The sequence below is a fragment of the Haliea atlantica genome (genome assembly GCF_054779855.1).
On the sequence record NZ_BAAGXL010000005.1, the window covers coordinates 1 to 21,892 of the forward strand.

Below are 21,892 nucleotides of genomic sequence, written 5' to 3' on the forward strand. Positions count from 1 at the left end.
TTTCCGACAACCCGAATGTCGATACATTATCGAGTGACATTACTTTCGATAACGTTAGTATCTTGATGGCGTTTTTGTGGGCAAGAATGTGGGCTCAGCTGTGGACGTGGCAGAGCTTGAGCGCATTGAAGTGCTCAGGGGGCCACAGGGTACCCTGTACGGTCGCAACTCTACGGGCGGCGCAGTCAATTTCATCTCCAGAAAGCCCTCTGGTGAATTCGGAGTTCGTGCGATAGGCGCTCTGGGTGATTACAACTACCGTAGCTTGAAGCTGAACATAGATTCGTCCGCCATCGGTGAGGTGGGCGAGGGTTTGGGCCAGATCGCATTCACCGCCGGTTATCAGACGCGCCTGCGAGATGGTTTCCAGACGAACGATAGCCCGGGGGGTGATGATTTCAATGACCTGGACCGGCAGGCCTGGCGGCTCGCGGCGAAATGGGACCTGACTAACAACTTCTCCGCCGATTATATCTATGATCGCAGCGAGCTGGATGAGTCCAATGCTCTGGAGCAGATAGTAGGTTTCAACCCATTAGATGCTGCCGGAAATGTGGGTAGAATTGATGCCCTGCGGGGCTTGTTGGGCAATGCAAGGACCTGGGCTGCCACTCCAGGTACAGACCCCCGTATTGGTGACCGCTGGATTCCGTCGTTGGAAAGAACGATCGCTGACTATCAGGCGGCCAGCGATCAAGGGCCTGGCCGTGTAGATCGCGGGGGTGCGGACCACTCTCCCTCTACAAACACCGAGGTCGAGGGTCATGCGCTCACACTGACGTGGAATGTCGACGATATTACCCTGAAATCCATCACGGCATACCGTGAAATGGAATCTTATGTATTCGGTGATCTGGAGGATATCGACAGTAGACTGGATAGCAACGGTGTCGGATCCTATAACGACTTGCTGCATCTGACGCTGGGCGGGCTGTACGGTGCGACGGGCGGCTTCGATCCGGGTATCCCGCAACTCCCCTTCGATTCGCTCTGGGATGCGGTTGATACGATTGGCGCTTACCACGGCAGCCAGGATACCGACAATTACTATGATCAGTTCTCCCAGGAGCTACAGTTAGTGGGGTCAACTGAGCGCCTGCAGTATGTACTTGGCCTGTACTATTTCGAAGATGATGCAGAGTATAGTCGCCGAGCCATTTTTGTTGCGCCGCTCTCCGGCGCTCCGAATCAAAACTACGCACTCAGTACTGAAGCAAAGGCAGTTTTCGGTCAGGTAAGCTGGAATCCGACATGGGTGGACGAGCGACTGACTTTTACCCTGGGACTGCGATATACCGAAGAAGATAAGAATGTTGATTGGGATTTCCTCGGTTATTCCACTCCGTTTGCGGCAGTGCCGCGGATGACCGCGGCCAATGCAGAAAGTTTTGATAATATCAGCGGCAACTTTACCGTGGCCTTTCAGGCAAATGATGATATCAACGCCTTCCTGCGTTATGGCACGGGGTATCGTAGCGGTGGTTTCAACGGCGAAGATTTCGACACACCTGCCTTCTTCGAGGAAACCGTGGAGCAGTTGGAGCTCGGTATCAAAAGCACCTGGTGGGACGGCCGCTTGCGTGTTAACGGTTCCCTCTACACCTATATCTGGGAAGATATTCAGCTCGCCAATACCGATTCAAGTGATGGCGTAGCCAGCACTCGCATCCTTAACGCGGGTGAGGCTGATCGCTGGGGGGGTGAGCTGGAAATACAGGTTGCGCCGGTAGACGATCTGGTAGTTGGGATTAGCTACGCCTATATCAATGGGGATTTTGATGAATATACCGATGTCTGTGGCACCGTCGGCCCCTGTGTTGATGGCGTCGAAGCTGCAGTTCGGCCCTATTCTCCGAGTAACCAACTGAATGTTTCGGCTGACTATTTGTTTGCAAAAACGCGCTACGGCGATGTCACCGGCTTTGTTCGGGTGAACTGGCAGGATCAATGGGCCGAAAATGCCCTGTGGAGCGGGAATATAGATGGGCAGGCTGTGGCTTACCCTTCCGGAGTCATGGACGAGAGAACCGTGGTAGGTGCCCGCCTGAGCCTTGAAAATATCAAGGTCGGTGACGCAACGATGCGCGTAACCCTGTTTGGCGAAAATCTGACCGATGATGATTACCCCGTCTATTCAATCAACTTCGGCGCCTTGGGAATAATCACCGAGCAGTACGGTGCACCGCGGACCTGGGGGGTTGAGTTGGCCTACGAGTACTAACACAGGAGAATATGGTGCCACTGGCCACGTGTAATTGCTGGTGGCACCGATTTTTCCGATCAAACAGGGTGCAGGGTGATCTGAACAGAACACAATAGTCCCCAGGCAACCGGTCTGGAATGCTTCAGGACAATCCTGGTGTTTTCAGCACTGCTTCAGTCGCCAGATGCAATTTGCTCGATGATTGTTAGCCGGGGATGTCCAGGCAAGCGTAGTGCGTTTGCGCAGCTGTCTTTGCTGTTGCTGCGCCCTATAAAGATAAGTCGAAGGACATGAAGGGTCTCGAAAATCTATGGGCACTTCCGCAGCCAGGAGCCCTGATGGATGACGGCAGGATCGCTGGTGATTTTTCGAACTCTACCGGCACCCTCGAAAGTAACAGTTGGAAATGTGAGGTGCACAGTAATGAAGAAGACAACACTATTCGAGTCGAGAAAGCTGCCATTCTGGAGAAGCGGTGCCCTTGCTTTCTTGATGGCGTCCTGTTTCATGTTGCCCGTGAATGTGTCTGCGAAAACGCCGGTCGCGATAGATGAGAACGATATTGCAGGACTTGTGCGAGGGGAGCAGGGCCCGGAGGCAGGTGTATGGGTGATTGCGGAAACGACTGATCTGCCGACAAAAATGGCAAAGATTGTGGTTACAGACGACCAGGGGCAATATCTTATACCTGACCTGCCCGAGGCGAGTTACCAGGTGTGGGTGCGCGGCTATGGGCTGGTGGACTCCAGCCCAGTGCATGCCGTACCGGGTAGGAAGCTGGATCTTAGTGCAGTTTCTGCACCCGATGCACATGCAGCAGCGCAGTACTATCCTGCCAACTACTGGCTCTCACTGCTTGAGGTTCCGCCGGCGGGCGAATTCCCGGGAACGGGTAACCGAGGCAATGGAATATCGGCTGCAATGCCGATGCAGGAGCACTGGGTTTATCACCTGAAGGAAATGTGCCAGTTCTGTCATCAGTTGGGTAATAAGGCTACGCGTGAAATTCCAAGCGCTCTGGGTGAGTTCGATACCTCGACCCAGGCTTGGGCGCACCGTATCTCACAAGGCCCAATCGGGCCGTACATGACTGCCCTGATGGGGCAGTTCGGCCGCCGCGGCATTACGCAGTTTGCCGACTGGACTGACCGTATTGCTGAAGGTCAACTACCGCCTGTTCCACCGCGGCCAACGGGTGTCGAGCGCAATCTTGTGCTTACCTTGTGGGACTGGGCCGACGGTTCGATGGTTCACGATGAAATCTCTTCTGATAAACGCCAACCAACCATCAATGCCGATGGTCGCATCTATGGCGTCACGACACACGGCGGCAACAAACTTGTCTGGCTGGATCCTGACTCACATACTGCTGAGGAGGTACCCGTACCAACCCGTGATCCAGAGTTTGCGTCTAGCCCGCATAACCCGATGATGGATCAACAGGGGCGTGTCTGGATCACTTCTGCAATTCGGGACCCGAAGGACAACCCGACATTCTGCACCGATCCCGGGAATCGTTACGCAAAGTTCTTTCCCCTGGCTGAACCGGTGGGAAGCTTGCGCCAAGTGTCGCTTTTCGACCCAGAGACGGGTGAATTTGACCTGATCGATACGTGTTTTGGAACCCACCACCTGCAATTTGGCCGGGACGCAGATAATACGCTGTACTTTAGTGGAGATACGCACGCTATAGGTTGGGTAAACACCAAAAAATTTGACCGTACCGCTGATACTGAGGCATCTATCGGTTGGTGTCCCATGGTTCTCGATACCAACGGTGACGGGCAGATCGGAGAATGGACAAATCCCGGCGAACCCGATGCCGAAGACAAAGACAAGCGTCTCGCTGGATTCCTTTACGCCATGGGCGTAAGCCCTGCTGATGATAGTGTGTGGTATGCACGGTACAACTATTTCGATGGGGACTTGAGGTCCGGGGTACCAGGAGGGCTTATCCGCTTTGTGCCTGGAGATAACCCACCGGAAAGCTGTCGTACCGAGTTCTACGAGGTCCCGGTGAAGGAGGGGAAGCCTCTGGCGTTCAATCCACGTGCGGTAGATCTCGACAAGGACGGTGTCGCCTGGGTCGCTTTTGGAAGTGGCCAGCTTGGGCGCTTCGACCGCCGTCAATGCAAGATCAAGACTGGCCCCCTGGCCACTGGCCAGCACTGCCCGGAGGGTTGGAGCTTCTTTACGGCGCCCGGCCCAAATCTCAAGAATGTCGGAACAGGGAGTGCCGACTGGTATTATCTCAGCTGGGTCGATCAGTACGATGTAATGGGGCTTGGCAAGGGCGTACCTATTATGCCGGGCACCACTTCTGACTCTTTGGTCGCTTTCCTTCCTGGCACTGAGAAATTTTTGACACTGCGCGTCCCCTATCCCCTCGGCATGTTTGCGCGGGGTCTGGACGGGCGTATTGATGATCCGCAAGCTGGCTGGAAGGGGCGCGCTATTTGGGCAAACTACGGTGGCCGCGAAACGAAGCATATTGAGGGTGGTCCGGGTACCAATTCAAAGGTAGTGAAGTTTCAGTTGCGCCCGAGTCCACTTGCAAAATAGTCGTTATAAAAGAGGGATAGTAGTGTGATGCCGACATTCAATTTTATTTTTCGCAGGGCGACTGCCACCCGCGTGGCATCGATACTGTTGATATTTGCATACACCGGTATTGCTTATACTCAAACCCCAGTGGGTGGCTCGGCCGAAGGTGCAGCAATGAAAAACCCCGTGCCTGCTACAGAGTCTTCTGTGGCAGCCGGACGTGCGCTTTATATGGAAAAGTGTGCCGCCTGCCATGGTGCGCGAGGCGATGGACAGGGTGAAGGTGTCGGAGATTATGGTAAGCGGCCAGCTGACCTGACGCGTCCGGACTATGTCTATGGCACAACCGATGGAGATGTATTCGACGTTATTCAGTACGGAGTGGAACCGAGCCTTGCCATGCCCTCATGGTATGGACTGATCAGTGAGGAAGAGATCTGGCACCTTGTGAATTATTTGCGCTCTTTGCGCGAAGATCCGTGATCTGGCATTTCCTGGTTAGCTGTTTCCGGCTAAATACTCACCGAAAAATCGCTAGTCTCCGTCCGCAGCCATAGGGAAATCAATAAACCATGGTGAAAAATGTTCAGTCTTAAAGACAAGATGCTTGCAGGAGTAGCCCTGGTTTTTCTGCTTTCGTTACTTTACTCAATTTTGAGATACATTATCTTCAAGGGAGTTGGTTGGGTAGATTTCCCCATATATGTTCTGAATAAGGCTCTTTCCCTTGGCATGGTAATCCTGTTTGCATTGACTCATTACCTTAGAAACAGGGCGCCCGGCAATGCGGCAGCGGTGATCCAGGGATTTGCAGTTCTGTTTACCGTTCTGCATGTCTTGTTGAGCTTGCTTGTTTTTTCGCCTCACTATTTTCCTGATTTTTTTGATGGTGGCAGATTAAGTCTGGTTGGCAATTTAAGTATGTTCTTTGGCGTGCTGGCGATTGGGGTTCTATTGGCGCTTACTGAGAATAAGTCCTTTAAAGAACTGAACGCTATTGTCGGCAGCAGAAAAAGTATGGCCAGTATTTTGTTCCTGGTAATTTCCATGCATGTGTTGGTAATGGGTTTTGATGTCTGGATTAAGCCGAGTGCTTGGCCAGGCAGCTTGCCTCCCATCACGCTTGTCGCTTTTATTGTGTTGGCGACGACCGTTTTTTTAATCAGAAGAAGAAAGTCCTAGTGCTGGATTTTGGGGTTCGTGTTACCCAAATACTGGCTTGGTTGTAATGTAATGGAGCCGTATTTTTAAAGTTTCCACTTTGAGCAGCTGAGAGGCGGAGAATACTGACAAGACGCACGAGGAGGGCGCTCAGTGAAAAAATATCGGGTAAGGTCTTTGCTGATAGCGATGCCAATCCTGCTGGCCGTGAAATCTCCGGTAAGTGTAGCTACAGAATTGGACGGTAGCTTGCCAAACAGCCAGGTTCAGCGAGGGGAGAAAGCCTACAATGGACAGTGCGCTCTGTGCCATGGCGCCAAGCTGGAGGGGGGAGATGCGCCTGCGCTCAGTGGCGCGGCAGTGACACAGCGGTTTGACTCTGCGGCACGTCTTTACGAATATCTCTCCAGTACCATGCCGCCCTTTGCCCCTGGCAAAAGGAGCGAGCAGGAGTATCTGGATATCACCGCCTATATCCTCAGTGTTAACGGTAATTTTACGGGGCAGAGTGAACTTGCACCAGCGGATCTAGCGACCATCAATCTCGATGCTCATGCTCCAGGCCGATCAGGCGTAGCACCCAGTGGTGGTGTTTCTGAGATTGTAGTCGCCCCTAAAGGAGTACCGCAGGCTTTTACTTGGACGCGCAAGTTACCGCAGCAGGATTCTGCCCAGGGGAAGGCAGCAGGAAATCCCGATAGACCCACCGCATCGATCCCCGAGAGGATCGATGCGGTGGGGGGAGCGTCCAGCTTGCTGCGTTCCAGTCGAGATTACACACTGGTGACTGACGAAATGCTGCGCAACCCCCCGCACGATGAATGGTTGCATTCACGCCGCACTCTGGATTCCCAGGGTTATAGCCCACTTGAGCAGATCAATATTGCCAATGTTTCCCAACTCGAGCTGGCCTGGGCGTGGCCGATGGCCGAGGGCGGCCAGCAGCAGACTGTACCGTTGGTCCATGATGGCATCATGTTCATCGCCACAACCAACAATGTGGTACAGGCTCTCGATGCCGCGACTGGCGATCTCATCTGGGAATATCGGCATCCGCAGGCTGACATGCCATCCTCCTGGGGCTACCAGCGCTATCAGGCGCGGCGTCAAAAAGGCTCTATCGCTCTTTACAAGAACCAGGTGGTTTTGACTACTGCAGACGCCAAACTCGTCGTACTCGATGCTCCTAGCGGCGAGGTGGTCTGGGAAAAACAGGTTCTGGATTACACTCTCGGCTACACCTACACGGTTGCACCACTGGTCGTTGAGGGCAAGATCATCTCGGGCGTGGGAGGATGTTCAACATCCGGTACCGCTGGCGGCTGCTATATCATGGCTCACGATTTTGTTACCGGGGACGAATTGTGGCGCTTCAATATTATCGATGACCCGGAGAATCCAGCGCAGCAACGCTCCTGGGGCGATGTTCCCCCGGGCCATCGCTGGGGCGGCACAGCATGGGCCACCGGCTCCTACGACCCACGCACCAACACCGTGTTTTGGGGTACGGGAAACCCGGGGCCCTACATGGAACTGCTGCGTGGTTCTGGTGCGGGTGATGTCCTCTATACCAATAGTACTCTGGCGCTGGATGCGAGCACCGGTAAACGCAGGTGGCACTACCAGCATATGCCGCGCGATAACTGGGATATGGATAGCCCATTTGAACGCATGCTGATTGATCAAAGTTCCGATGGAAACGTATCCCGTCTACTGGTCACTGTGGCCGGAAAAAACGGCATTGCCTTTGCACTTGATCGTGATAGCGGTGAATTTATCTGGGCCAGTGAAACGATTTTTCAGAATGTGGTATCCGGCATCGATAAGAACGGCAGGGTAACCGTCAATGAGAGCATCATCTCAACGGCTCTGGGTGAGCAGCATTTCGTTTGTCCGTCCCTGTGGGGTGGCAAGTCCTGGCAGGCCGCAGCCTACAGTCCACTAAGTGGGATGCTTTATGTGCCAGCGGCGGAATCCTGCAATTCCATCGCGCCCATTCGTGCGGAATTCAGTGCCGGTAATGTAGTCGGTTCGGTCACGGCAGGCCCACGCGTGCTGCCACCGGGCATTGAGAAGGCCGGGGTTATCGATGCTATAAGCATAGCCGATGGAAGCCGGCAGTGGCGCCACTCGCAGCGCACTGTCCCGACCAGTTCTCTGCTCACCACCGCCGGGGGTCTGGTTTTTGGTGGTGATGCAGGTCGATATTTTATGGCATTGGATCAGATGACTGGCGAGGTGCTGTGGCGTACCCGGCTAAATGCGCCTATCGGCGGTTACCCCATGACTTATCAAATCAATGGCGTGCAGTACTTGGCAGTACCTACTGGCTACAGTGCGCAGGCAGGCAGTGCCGCGGCACTTTTTCCGGAAACGCCGTTACCCAGTGGCTCAGGAAATTCGCTTTTTGTCTTTCGGCTACGTAATGCAGGGGGCAATAATTAAGCGGGTGCTATAGCTGCCTGCGAACTATCAGCCTCAGCCCTGCTGACTATATCGCGATTGAGCAGGACAGGTGCTCAAGCCATTTATCGCTTCTTCGGCGATCATTGTAAAAGTCTCTACTCGAAACCTCGGTCGAGCTTTTGAGGCATTACAACCGAAAGGGTTGCTCTGTAGCGGCACTCTCGCAGCGCTCATGACATTCGCTTGTATCGCGGCAATGCACACTGCTCGCTAGTATGTTTGTAGGATGCCATTCTCCCCGTCGCCTGCGATGCTGCTGTATTCTCAGCTGTCTCAAGGGGATATCGTATGCAGGTTGTTACTGGCGGAGATCTGGTCTATCGCGTGCTCAGGGCTGCGGGTGTCGATTGCGTCTTCGGCATACCCAGCCAGCAGAACCTCGGTCTTTATGACGCACTGTACCGTGGCGGTGATATCACAGTCGTGGGTACCCGCCACGAGCAGGGTGCAGTACATGCCGCAGACGGCTATGCCCGAGCGACCGGGCGTCTTGGCGTTGCCATTGTCAGTACGGGGCCGGGTACTGCGAATGCCATGAATGGCTTGTATGAGTCCGGTTTCGCTTCCTCACCGGTGCTTGTGCTCACCACGCAGATCGATACCTGCTATCTGGGCCGCAACAAGGGCTTTATTCACGACGCAGAACGGCAGCTTGACATGCTGCGCAGCGTCACGCGATGCAGCGAGCGGGTTCAGCGTGTGGGTGATATTCCCCGCATCGTGCAGCATGTCATGACAGAGATCCTCTCCGGGCGCCCGCAGCCCGGTGCTGTGGAAATCCCGACCGACCTGCTGTTGGCGGAGACCGGGGATGTGCAGCTGCCGACCTTCCAGGTTCCCGTCCCGGTGGCGCCGCCGGCTTCTCTGCTCGAACGGGCGGCCGGTCTCCTGCAGGAAGCGCAACGACCTCTTGTCTGGGTAGGCGGGGGCGCGGCGGGCGCCGCGGACGCGGTACGGCAGTTGGCGGAACGGCTGCAGGCACCGGTCGTCAGCACTGCCAATGGGCGCGGTGTGATGCCACAGGAGCATCCACTTTATGTGGGCAATCAGACACAGTACCCGCCCTTCAATGAGCTGCTGAAACAGGCGGATCTGGTGTTGGCCATCGGCACGCGATTTCAGGCTTACCCCAGCCAGTTCTGGGCGCAGCCCATGCCGGTGCAGCTGGTTCACCTGGACGCCGATGCCGCGATGATCGGACGCAACTATCCGGCGAGTCTGGCGCTGGTAGGTGACGCGAAGTTGGGTGTGGATGGCCTGCTGCCACGCCTGGAGGCTTGCACAGACCGTGACCCTGCCTTTTTGGCGCTGGCGGAGGCGACACGGGCCAAGCTCACGCAGACGGTCGGCGAGATGATCGGTCCCGATCACCGGCAGATCGTCGCAGCCATTCAACGCCTGTTGCCCGCAGACAGCCCGTTTGTCTGTGATGCCACGATCACCGCCAACACCTGGGGCAACTACCTGCTCAATGCCAGTCGTCCACGCCTGGCCCACTATCCTACCAGCCTGGCCATCGGCCCGGCCTTGCCCCTGGCCATCGGTGCGGCACTGGGCACAGGCCGCAAGACGCTGTCAGTACACGGAGATGGCGGAGTGATGCTGAATATCGGTGAGCTGGCTACTGCCGTCCAGTATGGCGCACCCCTGGTTCAGTGCGTGTTCAATGATCGGGGCTATGGGGTGCTGCGTGAACTGCAGCGCATCAGTACCGGCCGGGAATGCGCGGTAGACCTGCATACACCGGATTTCGTGGCACTGGCCGCGGCGATGGGCATGCCCGGACGGCGGGTCGGCAGCTGTGATGCCTTTGAGCAGGCCCTGGCTGCAGCGATCGACTGTGAGGGCCCCTACCTGATTGAGATCGACCTTACCCAGCTGGCACCCATCCAGATGTTTGGCGGATGACTTGCCACCAACACAGTTTGACCATGGAGAATTATCAAGCGTGAGTACACAGCAAACCGAAGACCTGCAGCGCCTGAGACCGGTGCCTGCCGAGACACTGGTGGAGCGGAGCCGGCAACTTCGCCTGGAAATACTGGAAGTTATCAGTCATGCCCCCATGGGGCATTACTCAAGCAGTCTATCCTGTGCCGAGATTCTGGTAACCCTTTACCACCATGTGTTGCGCCTGCGACAGGGTGAGCCCGACTGGCCCGATCGCGATCGTTTTCTGCTGGGCAAGGGGCATGTCGCCGTGGCGCTCTGGCCCCTGTTCGCGGAGCTGGACTTCTTTCCGCGAGCGTGGCTGGAGACCTTCGGCCAGCTGAACAGCAAGCTGACCGATCACCCGGACATGCACCGCGCACCGGGCGTCGACTTCAGTTCGGGTTCGCTGGGGCACAACCTGTCCGTCGGGCTGGGGATGGCGATGGCTGCCACACGGCGCGGCAAGGACCACCGGGTGTATGTCCTGCTCGGCGATGGTGAAATCCACGAGGGCCAGGTGTGGGAGGCCGCGATGGCTGCGTCGCACTACCAGGCCAGCAACCTGGTGGCCATCGTGGACTCCAATGGTTCCTGTGCTGACGGGCCTACCGAGTCAGTCATGAGCATCGAACCGCTGATGGAGCGCTTCGAGCGCTTCGGCTGGCACAGCATCGAGGTCGATGGGCACAGTTCGGAAGCCTTGATGAAGGCTTTCGCCGAGGCCATGGAATCGAAGGACAAGCCCGTCTGCATCGTCGCGCGAACCTTGAAAGGCAAGGGTATTTCCTTCATGGAATCCTCACCGCGTGAGTGGCACCTGGGGGCATTGAGCGGAGAAGATCTTGAGCGCGCCAGACGTGAAATCAGGGAGGCAGGGCAATGAGTGGCATGAGTGATCCTTTCAGCTTCAACGCGGGTGCGGTGGAGAGCAGTTATGTGGGCAACCTGGGCGAAGCCTTTCGCCGCTTTGGCGAGCAGGATGAAGAGGTGCTGCTGGTTTCACCCGATCTGGGGGCGGGCCCGGTAACCGGTGCCTTCGTGCAGCAGTTCCCCGAGCGTTTCGTCGATGCCGGTATAGCCGAGTGCAACGCCATGTCCATGGCAGCGGGCCTGGCGACTTATGGCTACAAGGTGTTTGTGCTGCAGATGGGCGCGTTTGGCGCACTGAAATGCGCCGAGCAGATCCGCACCGATATCGCCTTCGCGCGGGTGCCGGTACGCATACTCTCGGCCTGGAGCGGCCTGGCCATGGGCTTCTTTGGTACTACTCACCATGCGCTGGAAGACATCGCCATAACCCGAGCCATCCCCGGGCTGACGGTGCTGGCTCCGGCGGACGACAATGCCGCGTCGGCCATGCTGACGGCCTCGGAGCAGGTCAGCGGCCCGGTGTTTATTCGCCTGACGGACGCCAGTGTCAACCCGGTTTACGATGCGCCGCCGGAAATTTGTATCGGTCGTTTTGGCACCCTCCGCGAGGGCGCTGATGCAACCATTATCGGTACCGGCCTGGGTGCCCAGCTCGCCGCCGGGGCGGCTGACCTGCTGGCAGCCGAGGGTTTGTCGATCAGGGTTCTTGACGCCTACAGCCTGAAACCCCTGGACGAGGCAGCCATTGTGGCAGCTGGACGGGAAACCGGCGCCATCCTGACGGTGGAAGAGCATCTGGTAACCGGTGGGCTGGGTAGTGCCGTCGGTGAAGTGCTCGCGCGCAATGGCCTCGGTATCCCCTTTGCCATTCACGGCCTGCCAGATGAAACCCTTGCCGTCGGCATGCCGGATGAGCTCTATGCTCACTACGGCCTGACGATTGTGGATACTGCCGAGCGGCTGCGGGGGCTGGTTGCCGCCGCAGCATAGCGGACACTTTCGGGTTGGCCTGAAGAGCCCGGCGTGAGCCGGGCTCTGTCGTTCAGTTGAACCGCGGCGAATTGGTGCGGGCGGATACCCCACCGTCGACAGAGAGCAGGGTGCCATTGATGTAGGAGGCCTGGCTGGAGGCCAGGAAGGCAATGGCGTTGGCGATTTCTTCAGGTTCTCCCAGTCGTCCGGGCACGACCTGCTCGGCCCAGGCAGCAACACCCCCCGGGGATTTTTCAGCTGCTGCCAGCATCGGCGGTGTGGCGATGGGGCCAGGCAGAATGACGTTGCAACGAATGCCTTCGCGGGCATGTTCAACTGCGATGGTGCGGGTCAGATTGACCAGAGCGGCTTTGGCGGCACCGTAGGCACCGAGGCCCTCTTCACCCCCCAGTGCCGCTCCGGACGCGATGTTGACGATCGCCCCGCGCTGAGGCCCATCATTGTGGCGCATCGCGCTGACAGCGCTGCGCACCCCGTAAAACGCCCCGTTGAGTGTTACCCGGAACACGCTGTCCCAGTCCTCGTTGCTACATTCCGCCACTGGGCCGAACAGGGAGCGAGCGGCGTTGTTGACCCAGATATGCAGAGCGCCAAAGGTGTCGGTGGCGAGCTCTGCCAGGCGCTCGGCGGTTCTTGAGTCACCGATATCGGCGGCGAGAACCACCGCGCTATCGGGAGCGGCGAGCGTGTCGCGGGTCGCTTCGAGGTTCTCCGCGCTGACATCGTTGAGTACCAGACGACACCCCTCCTGACTGAGCAGTTGCGCCGTGGCCCGACCGATTCCGCTGCCCGCACCACTGATAACGGCAACGCGGTCCTTGAGATCCTTGTACATGGTTTGTCTCCTGAGGTTTCTGGGCTTGCTGTGCGCTATAGTGGTACGGTCTGTAGTGAGAAAGCCTCATGCATATTCATGAGTCGTGTACCTGGCTGTTTGCCAGATGCAGCCGCCATGGGCGCCAGGGCCGGGCTCGGGCGCCTGTTTTCCTGCGCTGCAGGATTGGTATTGCGGTTACACAGTGTCCGTTTACAGTCCGTAGATGGCCCGAATGACATGGCTGACCAGCGACGACTGCTGGGAGACGCCCACTTTGCGAAAGCTCGCGTACAGGTGTGTACGCGCGGTGTTCTTGCTCACCCCGGTCTCATTGGCAAATTCCTCCAGGGTGCCACCATTGGCCAGGGCAATCACCAGGCGCGACTCTTGAGGGGTCAACCCAAAGGCATCCATGACCAGTTGAGCCTGGTCGATCTGCCGCAGCTCGGGATCAATCATGTACACGGCGATGTGGCAGGTATCGTCCATGCGATCCTGGGGGGGGAGCCGACGCATGGTGAGAAAGAGAGGCGACAGGCCCCTGTGTTTATTGACCGGAATGACCTGCGGGACGCCCTGCTGGCTGTCGGTCAGCAGGTGAGCGAGTATCTGTTGAAGTTTCTGGTGCTGTTGGTGGTGCAGGACACGCAGCTTCCCGCCTGCGCTGGTAATGCCGCTGCTGTTGTGGAGCAGTTGTTCGGCGATGCTGTTGCGATAGACGATGCGCAGGTCGACATCGAGGATGACGGTGCCCAGTGCCAGGCTGGAAAATGCCTGTGCGTACAGATGGTGCTCGCGAGTCAGACTGCGGCTGCTTTCCAGCCACGTCACCAGCACCCTGCACTGGGGCCTCAGCAGTTCGAGAATGGCGCGCTCCCGAGCGCCGAAATCTGCCTGGCCGTGCCCGCGAATCAAGCGGACGAACAGCACCACTTTACCCTCCTGGTGGATGTCGAAACCCATGACCTGTTCCTGGTCGAAGGGTTTCATGAAGGCCTGGTAGTAGGGTGTCTCGCGGAGCTTTTCTCGGGTGATCAGATCATCCAGGGAGACAGTTTCGCCATCCGGTAAATCCACGAGGGGGGCAAGAGCGGAGTAATTGTTGGCAAAATTTGCGAGGTCCTGCGGCGAAAAGTCGGCGCCGCCGACCCAGGAGATACCCGCATCGCCGGGTGTGGGCAGCCGCCGCCCGATCACCACCAGGGAGGAGCTGCAGATATCGCGCAGCTGCGTGAGAAAATCGTCCCAGGGCTTTTCCTGGAATGGGCCGCGAAACAGGGCAGCGACCAGAGAGGCGTACTCGTCGAGCTGCAAGGGAACGCAGCTGAAGCCTGGTGAAGCGCTGTCGTCGGGCGTGGGCTGCATAATCCTGTCCTGTACTGAAAGCGAAAGGGCTTGCTGCATCCGGCGCTTTGCTCCCTGTGTACTAGCACATGCAAGCTCATCAGATGCTAACAGAAAACCGTGGAAGTGGCTCGGCTCCCGCCCGGGTTCCAGCCAGGCTGCTCCTGCATATGCATGAGGCTAGTGCCTGACCAGGCCGATAAGCTGGGCATATGCAACAAGGAGAGGACGTCATGAGCAAAGCCCGGTTTCGCCTGTATGGATTGCGTCTGCTTGGCCTGTTTGTGCTGAGTTCGGGGGCATGGTTGACGTTGGGTGGCGCCTGGTTGGCGAGTCTGGGGGGTTCTCTCTATTACCTGTCGGCGGGACTGGTCACGCTGGTGGTGGCAGTGCTGATGTGGCGGAGGCTGGTGCTGGCGCTGTGGATGTATCTCGGGTTGGCCCTGGCGACGCTGGCCTGGGCGATTGCCGAAAGTGGGCTGAATTTCTGGCTGCTGTTGCCTCGGCTGGGCTTGCCCCTGGGGGTCTTGAGTCTCCTGCTGTGGGCCCAGTGGTCCGCCGCCGGCTCCCGACCCGATGGCTCAGCGCGCGCCGTCATGGGGGCCGGATGTGTCGTTGTGCTGCTCCTCTGTGGCACGCTATTGGCAACTTTCCCAGGCAGTAACGAGCCGAAGGTTCAGCACAGTGCCGCGCGACCGTCGGGCACGGGTACCAGTCCCGGAGATGCCAGCCAGTGGCGCGACTACGGGCGCAGCAAGAGCGGAACCCGTTACCTGCCCGCCGAACAGATTAATGTGGACAATGTCGATCAGCTCGAGATTGCCTGGACTTATCGGAGCGGAGACCGGGCTGATGCCTACCCCGGGGAGAACAAGGCCTACAGTTTTCAGGCCACACCACTGAAGGTGGATGACAGTCTCTATTTCTGTTCTCCGCACAATATCGTCATTGCGCTGGAGGCAGAGACCGGACGCGAGCGCTGGCGATATGATCCTGGCATCGACACCAGCGGCGTCCACATGCTGGCGTGCCGTGGTGTGTCCTACCATGAGAGTGAACTTGCCGGAAGCGATTTGACCGAGGAGGCTTGTCACCAACGGATAATCACGGCGACCCTGGACGCCCGCCTGATCGCGCTCGATGCCCGGACTGGTAAACCCTGCCCGGCTTTTGGCTCAGCCGGCGAAGTTTCGCTTCGCGACGGCATGGGCGAAGTCAAGCCAGGTTACCATCTGGTGACCTCTCCGCCAGCGATTGTAGGGGATGTCGCGGTGGTCGGCGGTTTCGTGCTGGATAACATGTCGGTAGGCGAGCCACCGGGAGTAGTGCGTGGCTATGATGTGTACAGTGGGCGTCAGCTGTGGGCCTGGGACAGCGGTCGCCCGTTGGACGCAGGCAGCTGGCAACCGGGTGAGTCCTACACTCGCGGTTCCCCCAATGCCTGGAGCCTGTTCAGTGTCGACGAATCACTGGGGCTGGTTTACCTGCCCACCGGTAATGCGACCCCGGATTACTACGGCGCACACCGCAGCGCGGCGCAGGATCGTTACGCCAGCTCGGTGGTTGCGCTGGAGGCTGACACGGGGGCTGTTCGCTGGGCCTTCCAGACCGTACACCACGATCTCTGGGACTACGATGTGGCATCCCAGCCGGTACTGGTGGACCTGCCCGTGGACGGTGGCGTGCTGCCGGCGCTGATACAACCCACCAAGCACGGTGAAATCTTCCTGCTCGACCGCCGCAGTGGTGAAGCGCTCGCCGCTGTTGAGGAACAGCCGGTGCCGGTGGGCAGCGTTCCTGGCGAACGCTATTCCCCCACGCAACCGGCTTCTGTTGGTATGCCCAGCCTGACCCCGGAGCCACTGAAGGAAACCGACATGTGGGGGGGCACCTTGCTGGATCAGCTCTGGTGTCGGATCGCGTTCCGCGAATTGCGTTACGAAGGCAAGTTTACGCCACCCGGTCTCGACCGAAGTCTGTCCTGGCCTGGCAATAATGGAGTCATGAATTGGGGTAGCGTGTCGGTGGACGAGTCGCGGCAGCTGATGGCCGTCAGTTCCTCCTATATGCCACTGCTGGTGCAGTTGCTGCCTCGCGAACAGCCACCGGCGGGGGAACAGATCAGCTTCGACGAACGTGGTGTGCCCATTTCTCCGCAAATCGGCACGCCCTATGCTGTCAAGACAGAGCGCCCCTTCATGTCGCCGCTGGGGGTGCCCTGCAATTCGCCTCCCTGGGGGCGTCTGTCGGTCATTGATCTGAACCAGCGGGAGTTGCTATGGCAGCGGCCGCTGGGCACGACTGCCGACGTGGCGCCGTTGGGCATCGCAATGCCTGGCGCCTTTGCACAGGGAGGGTCGATCATTACCAAGGGTGGCCTAGTGTTCATTGCCGCAGCGCAGGACGACTATCTGCGCGCCTTTGACATCGACACAGGACGCGAGTTGTGGAAAGGGCGCTTGCCTGCGGGTGGTCAGGCGACCCCCATGAGCTTTGTTTCGGCCAAAACCGGCAAGCAATACGTGGTTATCGCGGCGGGCGGGCACGCCTACCTGCAGACCACCATAGGTGACTACGTGGTGGCCTTCAGTCTTCCCGACGACTGAAGGCCTCGGTCGTAGCTTGCTGCGTTTCGCAGTTTAATCCTCGAAGGTCACCTGGGTTGCTACCTCCGGGTTGCGCTGCTCCCTGATATCGGCATTGCGCTGCTCGAGAATCGGCATGAACGCAGCATCCGGAATCAGCCAGAACTGGCCGGCATCCACGCCCTTGAAGACTTCAGCGGCGAACTCGTCGGGAGTCGGGCCGGCGGCGACACTGTCGGTCACCGCGTCGTGGAACTCCTGCTCGGCAGCACTCAGCTCAACCCGCGGCTCAGCGGGGCGCAGACGATCCGAATGCCAGATGCGGGTGGCGACTTCGGCGGGGCACAGTACCGACGCGCTCACTTCGCCCGGTTCCAGCGCCAGTTCCTTGTACAGGCTTTCGGTGAGAACGACGACTGCGTGCTTGGTGGTCTGGTAGGCGCTCATGTAGGCGCCGCCGCCCAGCAGCCCGCCGATTGATGCCGTGTTGATGATGCGGGCCGGCTCTCCCTGCTGCAGCATGCGTGGCACAAAATGATGCAGGCCGTGAATGACCCCCATCAGGTTCACCTCGACGATCCAGCGCCAGTCTCGCAGCGGGCGCTCCCAGGATTTCCCATCCACCAGCACCCCGGCATTGTTGAACAACAGGTGGACCTTGCCGTATTCCGCGTAGGTGCGCGTGGCAAAATCTGCCACTGCCTCGGCGTCGGTAACATCCAGGGCCTGTGTGCTCAGCCTGCTGCTGGCTTCTCCTGCGTCCTCGACGAGTTGCTGCAAGCCAGCCGTATCGACGTCGGCACCGATGACCTGCATGCCCCGCTGCAGGGCGTGGCGGGCCAGGCCCGCACCGATACCGCTGCCAGCTCCCGTGATGACACAGACGTGTCCGCTCCAGTCTTTCATGAAAGATCTCCGGTGGTGTTGGTGAGTGGTGTTGCGTCAGTGCCTGGTGTGTCCCGCCTGATAAGAGGCAGGCACAGTAAAGGTATGCATATCAGTACGATCAAGGCGCTGAACATGTTGTGGTAATTGCCGGTCGCATCGAATATCCAGCCGGCAGCCACGGGTGCGAGTGAGCCCGTGGCGCCGGTAAACAGGGCCATGGCCCCCATGACTCGTGCATACAGGCGCAGCTCAAACAGATCGCCGATCAGTGCGCTCCACAGGGGCGTCAGCCCGCCGGCATTGATGGCGACAATGCCAGTGGCGAGCACCAGTCCGGAATAGTCTTGTGCCAGCGAATAGCTCAGCGCTGCCGCCATGCCCAACAGCAGCATTCCGGCCAGGACCCAGCGGGTGTCGAGGAGATCGCACAGACGGCCAATGATCGGGCTGAAGACCAGGCCCACCGCGGCGAACAGCGAGATCAGCCAGGCCGCCTGCTCACGGGAGCTGCCCAGGTCGGTGGCAAGCAGCGAGAGGTTGGCAAGCACGGTAGTGAGCGTGGCAGAGAGTACGGCAACGCCGAGACTGGCAATCCAGAAATTGCGGGACAGCAGAATCTGCTTCCCCCACGGCCCCTGGGGTGCTGTTACGCCCTCGCGAAGAGGCCCGGCGTCAAGCGGCTTGCGGTCACCATCGGGATGCAGGCCTCGAATCGAGGGGCGATCGACGATGGTCCAGTAGGCAATCAGCGGGATGACGACGGCAATTGACAACCCGGTGAGGCGGGCAGTAATGCGCCAGTCAAACGTGTCGACAAGGTGAGCCAGCAGCGGCGGAATGGTCAGCCCGCCCAACTGCGTACCCAGCGCCGCAAGGCCTATGGCCAGCCCTCGGTAGCGATGAAACCAGCGCGACAGGAGCACCGAGGAGGAAAGCATGCCCATGGACGCCAGACCGAGGGAGACAAATGTACCGTAAGCGACCACGAAGCCCCAGACTGAGGGTATCAGGGATATCATCAGGAAGCCCAGCCCCATGATCTGCGCCGTGACAATTATGATCCACTTGACCGGTGTGCGATCCAGGAAGTGCCCCAGAACGGGTGAAGCCAGGGCGATCATGATGCTCTGCCCGGTCATTCCCAGCATGACCACGGCGCGACTGGCCGAAAATGCCGACTCGACCTCGCCGGCAAAAATACTGTAGGAGTAAATGCTGACACCGGTCACGCTGCCCTGAATCAGCAGACAGACCAACACGAGCCACCAGCCGTAGAAGATTCGGGTTGAGCTGTTACTTATCATGGATTGCTCTCAAGTCAGTCGTACACAGATGGCCTGACAATGCACGACCAGCTTCGCCACCACCACAAACTTGCTACTGCACGATCGGGACAGGCCTTCACATGGCTCGTGATTCCCGTTGTCAGCAGGCAGGCTAGCCCGGTCAGGCCTGAAGCTGCATGGTACATATGTATGAGTCGGTATCGTTAACCGGGGGCGGGGGTCTCGCCTCGTCACGCGGTGACCGTAGGGCACATCTAACGGTTGCTATTGGTTTGTCGCAAATGGGTACGGAGCTCATGGGATCGGTGGGAAAAGTGCGACGATACGCCGCCGGCTCAATAAACTGAGCCACACGGGAAAGTTTACAGCGGTTGTCGGAATGCCTCGTTCATACCCGCTATGCTCCGGCTTTGACGCCGTCAACCATAACAAGGAAGACGCATGCGATTTGTTGCCGTACTGCTTTGCCTGGGAGCGTTTCTGGGCTTTCACTCACCGCAGGCGTCGGCTTCAGCCGGTGAGCAGGCGAGTGCCGATCAAATCATCGATCATCGCCAGGAAGCCATTGCCTACTCGGTTGGCCTGCAGGCCTACTTCTACGGCTACCCGGTGGTGGACTACCTGCGGGTGATGCGCGAGCAGATAAACCAGGGGCTGGACCCCAACGGGGTTTATGCGCCGGTGAACGCCTTCGCCTACCAGGAAAACCTGGCGGCGCCAGGCGGGCTATACGCCGGCCGCGGCCCCAACAGCAGCACCCTGTATTTCACTGCTTGGCTGGATCTGAGCCAGGGGCCGGTGCGCGTGCAGACGCCGGATACCGGCGATCGCTATTACGTGCTGACCTGGGCCGATCTCTACTCCGAAGTGCAGCATACCGGTAGCCGCACCACCGGTAGCCAGGCCCAGACCCTGTGGGTCGTGGGGCCGGACTGGCGCGGGGCGGTGCCCGAGGATGTGCACCTGGTACGCCTGCGCACCCACCGCGGGTACCTGCTGGGCCGGGTTCTGGTGAAGGGACCCCAAGACCTGGCGGCGGCCAGGGCCGTGATGCATGCCATCGAGCTGGACGGGTCGAGCCCGGATCCCGCCGTCTACGATTTACCAGAGCAGCAGGCGCTGACCTCCCTGGCGTTTTTTGAACACCTGAACCGCTTCCTGCGCCGCAATCCGCGTTTGCCGGAGGAGGCCCTGCTGATGGCCCAGATGGATCAGGTGGGCATCGGTCCCTCAGTGGATTTCCAGGCGGAGCAGCTGCCAGCGGGCCTGCGTCGCGGCCTGGAGCGTGCCATTGCCGATGGCCAGCGCATCCTGCGCGACTCACCCCGGGCGGCGCCGAGTCATACCGGCTGGAGCACCCCGGCCACTGAAACCTACGGCAGCTACGGCTTTGATTACCTGCGCCGCGCCATGGTCGAGTACCACGGTTTCCTGGGCAATCACGCGGAAGAGACGATCTATCTCTCCGCCTTGACGGACGCGTCCGGCGAGCCCCTGCACGGCAGCCAGCGCTACGAACTGGTATTTCCGGCGGGCGAGTTGCCACCGGCGGAGGCTTTCTGGGCACTCAACGTCTATGACGCCCGCAGCGTTGATCTGATACCGAACACGCTGAGTCGTTATGCCATCAGCGAGCACATGGAAGACCTGCGCTACCGCGATGATGGTGCCCTGGTGGTTCGCCTGCAGCGCGATCCCCCCGCGGAGCATGATGTGAACTGGCTCCCGGTCACTGACGGGCCCTTATTTGTGACCCTGCGCTTTTTCGTACCGGCGCCGGAGGTTCTCCGGGGTGATTATGCGCCGCCTCGCCTGGAGCGGCTGGATTCGGAGTGAGTGGTGAGTCGAATTGACAGTGCTTTATTTATATATAAGATAAATAAAATTTGCCGCGGCTGACGAAATCCCTGTGCAGCCCTGTCAATTACACCCAACTATCGACATGGAGAATCGTTCATGGGACGTCTGCAGAACAAGGTTGCCCTCGTTACCGGCGCCGGTCGCATCGGCAATATAGGCCTGGCGGTGTGCGAGGCTTTTCTTCGCGAAGGTGCCGCGGGTGTGGTAGCAACGGATATCCTCCTCGATGACGCAGCGGCCATCTCGTCAAAAATGGCTGACACGCATGGCGAGGGACGTTTTCAGTTGCTGCAGCTTGATGTGACCTCCGAAGCTGACTGGGCGCGTGTCGTCGAGGAAACGGTTGCCAGCTTTGGCCACCTGGATGTGCTGGTGAACAATGCCGGCATTTCCATTCACGGCGGCGTCGAAAGCACCTCGCTGGAGGATCTGCGCAAGGTCATGGCAGTTAACCACGATGGTGTTTTTCTTGGCACCAAGGTCTGTGCACCCTTGCTCGCGGAAGCGGTCAATCGCCACCCGGGTGGTGGCTCGATAATCAACACGGCATCGATGGCGTCGTATATGCCCAATGCCAACAATATCGGCTATCACGTCTCCAAGGCCGCCGAGCGGATGCTGACCATCTGTTCCGCGGCGGAGTTTGGTCCCAAGAAGATTCGCGTCAACTCGGTGCACCCCGGTACGACCATGACGCCACTGATACGCGAAGGCCTCGAGGACTATGTCCGCGGCGGCCTCTGGAGCAGTACGGAGGAAGCTGAAACCGCACTGGCCGGAATGACGCCGCTGAACATGAACAGTCAGCCAGAAGACACGGCCCACGCCTTCGTCTACCTGGCCTCGGATGAATCGCGCTTTGTGACCGGTGCGTCCATTTATCACGATGGCGGGATCGGGCTGCGCTACTAGCCTTTCCGGGAAGAAAGGACTCGCGCCGTCG

At 58.8% G+C, this 21,892-nt stretch carries 15 protein-coding genes and 1 pseudogene; 12 read left to right on the top strand and 4 right to left on the bottom strand.

All coding sequences use genetic code 11. The features are described 5' to 3' along the window. Window positions 1-70: 70 nt before the first annotated feature. From ACYVGS_RS05225 to ACYVGS_RS05265, 9 genes and pseudogenes are all read left to right on the top strand, one after another. Window positions 71-172, top strand: a pseudogene (locus ACYVGS_RS05225) (TonB-dependent receptor plug domain-containing protein); the annotation flags it as partial. A gap of 381 nt (window positions 173-553) precedes the next feature. Beyond that, window positions 554-2,221: a TonB-dependent receptor gene (locus ACYVGS_RS05230; protein WP_460587886.1), complete on the top strand. Its 1,668-nt coding sequence runs from the start codon at window positions 554-556 to the stop codon at window positions 2,219-2,221. A 324-nt stretch (window positions 2,222-2,545) separates the two neighbouring features. Further along, the gene (locus ACYVGS_RS05235; RefSeq protein WP_460587606.1) at window positions 2,546-4,765 is read left to right on the top strand and encodes a hypothetical protein; all 2,220 of its coding nucleotides are present in this window, start codon (window positions 2,546-2,548) and stop codon (window positions 4,763-4,765) included. Window positions 4,766-4,792: 27 nt separating this feature from the next. Then, window positions 4,793-5,230, top strand: a complete 438-nt coding sequence (locus ACYVGS_RS05240) for a c-type cytochrome (protein ID WP_460587607.1) — start codon at window positions 4,793-4,795, stop codon at window positions 5,228-5,230. Between the two features lie 99 nt (window positions 5,231-5,329). Beyond that, window positions 5,330-5,929: a hypothetical protein gene (locus ACYVGS_RS05245; RefSeq protein ID WP_460587608.1), complete on the top strand. Its 600-nt coding sequence runs from the start codon at window positions 5,330-5,332 to the stop codon at window positions 5,927-5,929. Between the two features lie 132 nt (window positions 5,930-6,061). Beyond that, window positions 6,062-8,353 carry an outer membrane protein assembly factor BamB family protein gene (locus ACYVGS_RS05250; RefSeq protein WP_460587609.1) on the top strand — a complete coding sequence of 764 codons (2,292 nt, stop codon included), beginning with the start codon at window positions 6,062-6,064 and terminating at the stop codon, window positions 8,351-8,353. 309 nt (window positions 8,354-8,662) lie between these two features. Further along, the gene (locus ACYVGS_RS05255; RefSeq protein ID WP_460587610.1) at window positions 8,663-10,282 is read left to right on the top strand and encodes a thiamine pyrophosphate-binding protein; all 1,620 of its coding nucleotides are present in this window, start codon (window positions 8,663-8,665) and stop codon (window positions 10,280-10,282) included. A 40-nt stretch (window positions 10,283-10,322) separates the two neighbouring features. Continuing rightward, on the top strand, window positions 10,323-11,189 hold the full coding sequence (locus tag ACYVGS_RS05260; protein WP_460587611.1) for a transketolase: 867 nt from the start codon (window positions 10,323-10,325) through the stop codon (window positions 11,187-11,189). Further along, window positions 11,186-12,166 (top strand): transketolase family protein, encoded by a 981-nt coding sequence (locus tag ACYVGS_RS05265; protein WP_460587612.1) that lies wholly within the window; start codon window positions 11,186-11,188, stop codon window positions 12,164-12,166. Before ACYVGS_RS05260 ends, ACYVGS_RS05265 begins: the two co-directional genes overlap by 4 nt. Window positions 12,167-12,218: 52 nt before the next feature. Here ACYVGS_RS05265 and ACYVGS_RS05270 read toward each other — a convergent pair whose 3' ends face one another. Together ACYVGS_RS05270 and ACYVGS_RS05275 are read right to left on the bottom strand one after the other, a co-directional pair. Next, window positions 12,219-13,004 (bottom strand): SDR family NAD(P)-dependent oxidoreductase, encoded by a 786-nt coding sequence (locus ACYVGS_RS05270; protein WP_460587613.1) that lies wholly within the window; start codon window positions 13,002-13,004, stop codon window positions 12,219-12,221. 192 nt (window positions 13,005-13,196) lie between these two features. After that, window positions 13,197-14,351: a helix-turn-helix transcriptional regulator gene (locus ACYVGS_RS05275; RefSeq protein ID WP_460587614.1), complete on the bottom strand. Its 1,155-nt coding sequence runs from the start codon at window positions 14,349-14,351 to the stop codon at window positions 13,197-13,199. A 212-nt stretch (window positions 14,352-14,563) separates the two neighbouring features. Here ACYVGS_RS05275 and ACYVGS_RS05280 point away from each other — a divergent pair, with 212 nt between their 5' ends. Then, a complete protein-coding gene (locus ACYVGS_RS05280) occupies window positions 14,564-16,936 on the top strand; it encodes a PQQ-binding-like beta-propeller repeat protein (protein WP_460587615.1) in 2,373 nt (790 codons plus the stop codon). 33 nt (window positions 16,937-16,969) lie between these two features. Here the strand turns inward: ACYVGS_RS05280 and ACYVGS_RS05285 are convergent, their stop codons facing one another. Then, entirely contained in the window at window positions 16,970-17,821 is an 852-nt protein-coding gene (locus tag ACYVGS_RS05285; protein WP_460587616.1) for an SDR family oxidoreductase, read from the bottom strand. After that, window positions 17,818-19,107 (bottom strand): MFS transporter, encoded by a 1,290-nt coding sequence (locus ACYVGS_RS05290; RefSeq protein ID WP_460587617.1) that lies wholly within the window; start codon window positions 19,105-19,107, stop codon window positions 17,818-17,820. Before ACYVGS_RS05290 ends, ACYVGS_RS05285 begins: the two co-directional genes overlap by 4 nt. Before the next feature lie 423 nt (window positions 19,108-19,530). Between ACYVGS_RS05290 and ACYVGS_RS05295 the strand changes: the two genes are divergently transcribed. Both ACYVGS_RS05295 and ACYVGS_RS05300 read left to right on the top strand, forming a co-directional pair. Continuing rightward, window positions 19,531-20,925, top strand: coding sequence for a DUF1254 domain-containing protein (locus ACYVGS_RS05295; protein ID WP_460587618.1), 1,395 nt, complete (start codon window positions 19,531-19,533; stop codon window positions 20,923-20,925). Between the two features lie 120 nt (window positions 20,926-21,045). Then, entirely contained in the window at window positions 21,046-21,861 is an 816-nt protein-coding gene (locus ACYVGS_RS05300; protein WP_460587619.1) for an SDR family NAD(P)-dependent oxidoreductase, read from the top strand. Window positions 21,862-21,892: the final 31 nt, after the last annotated feature.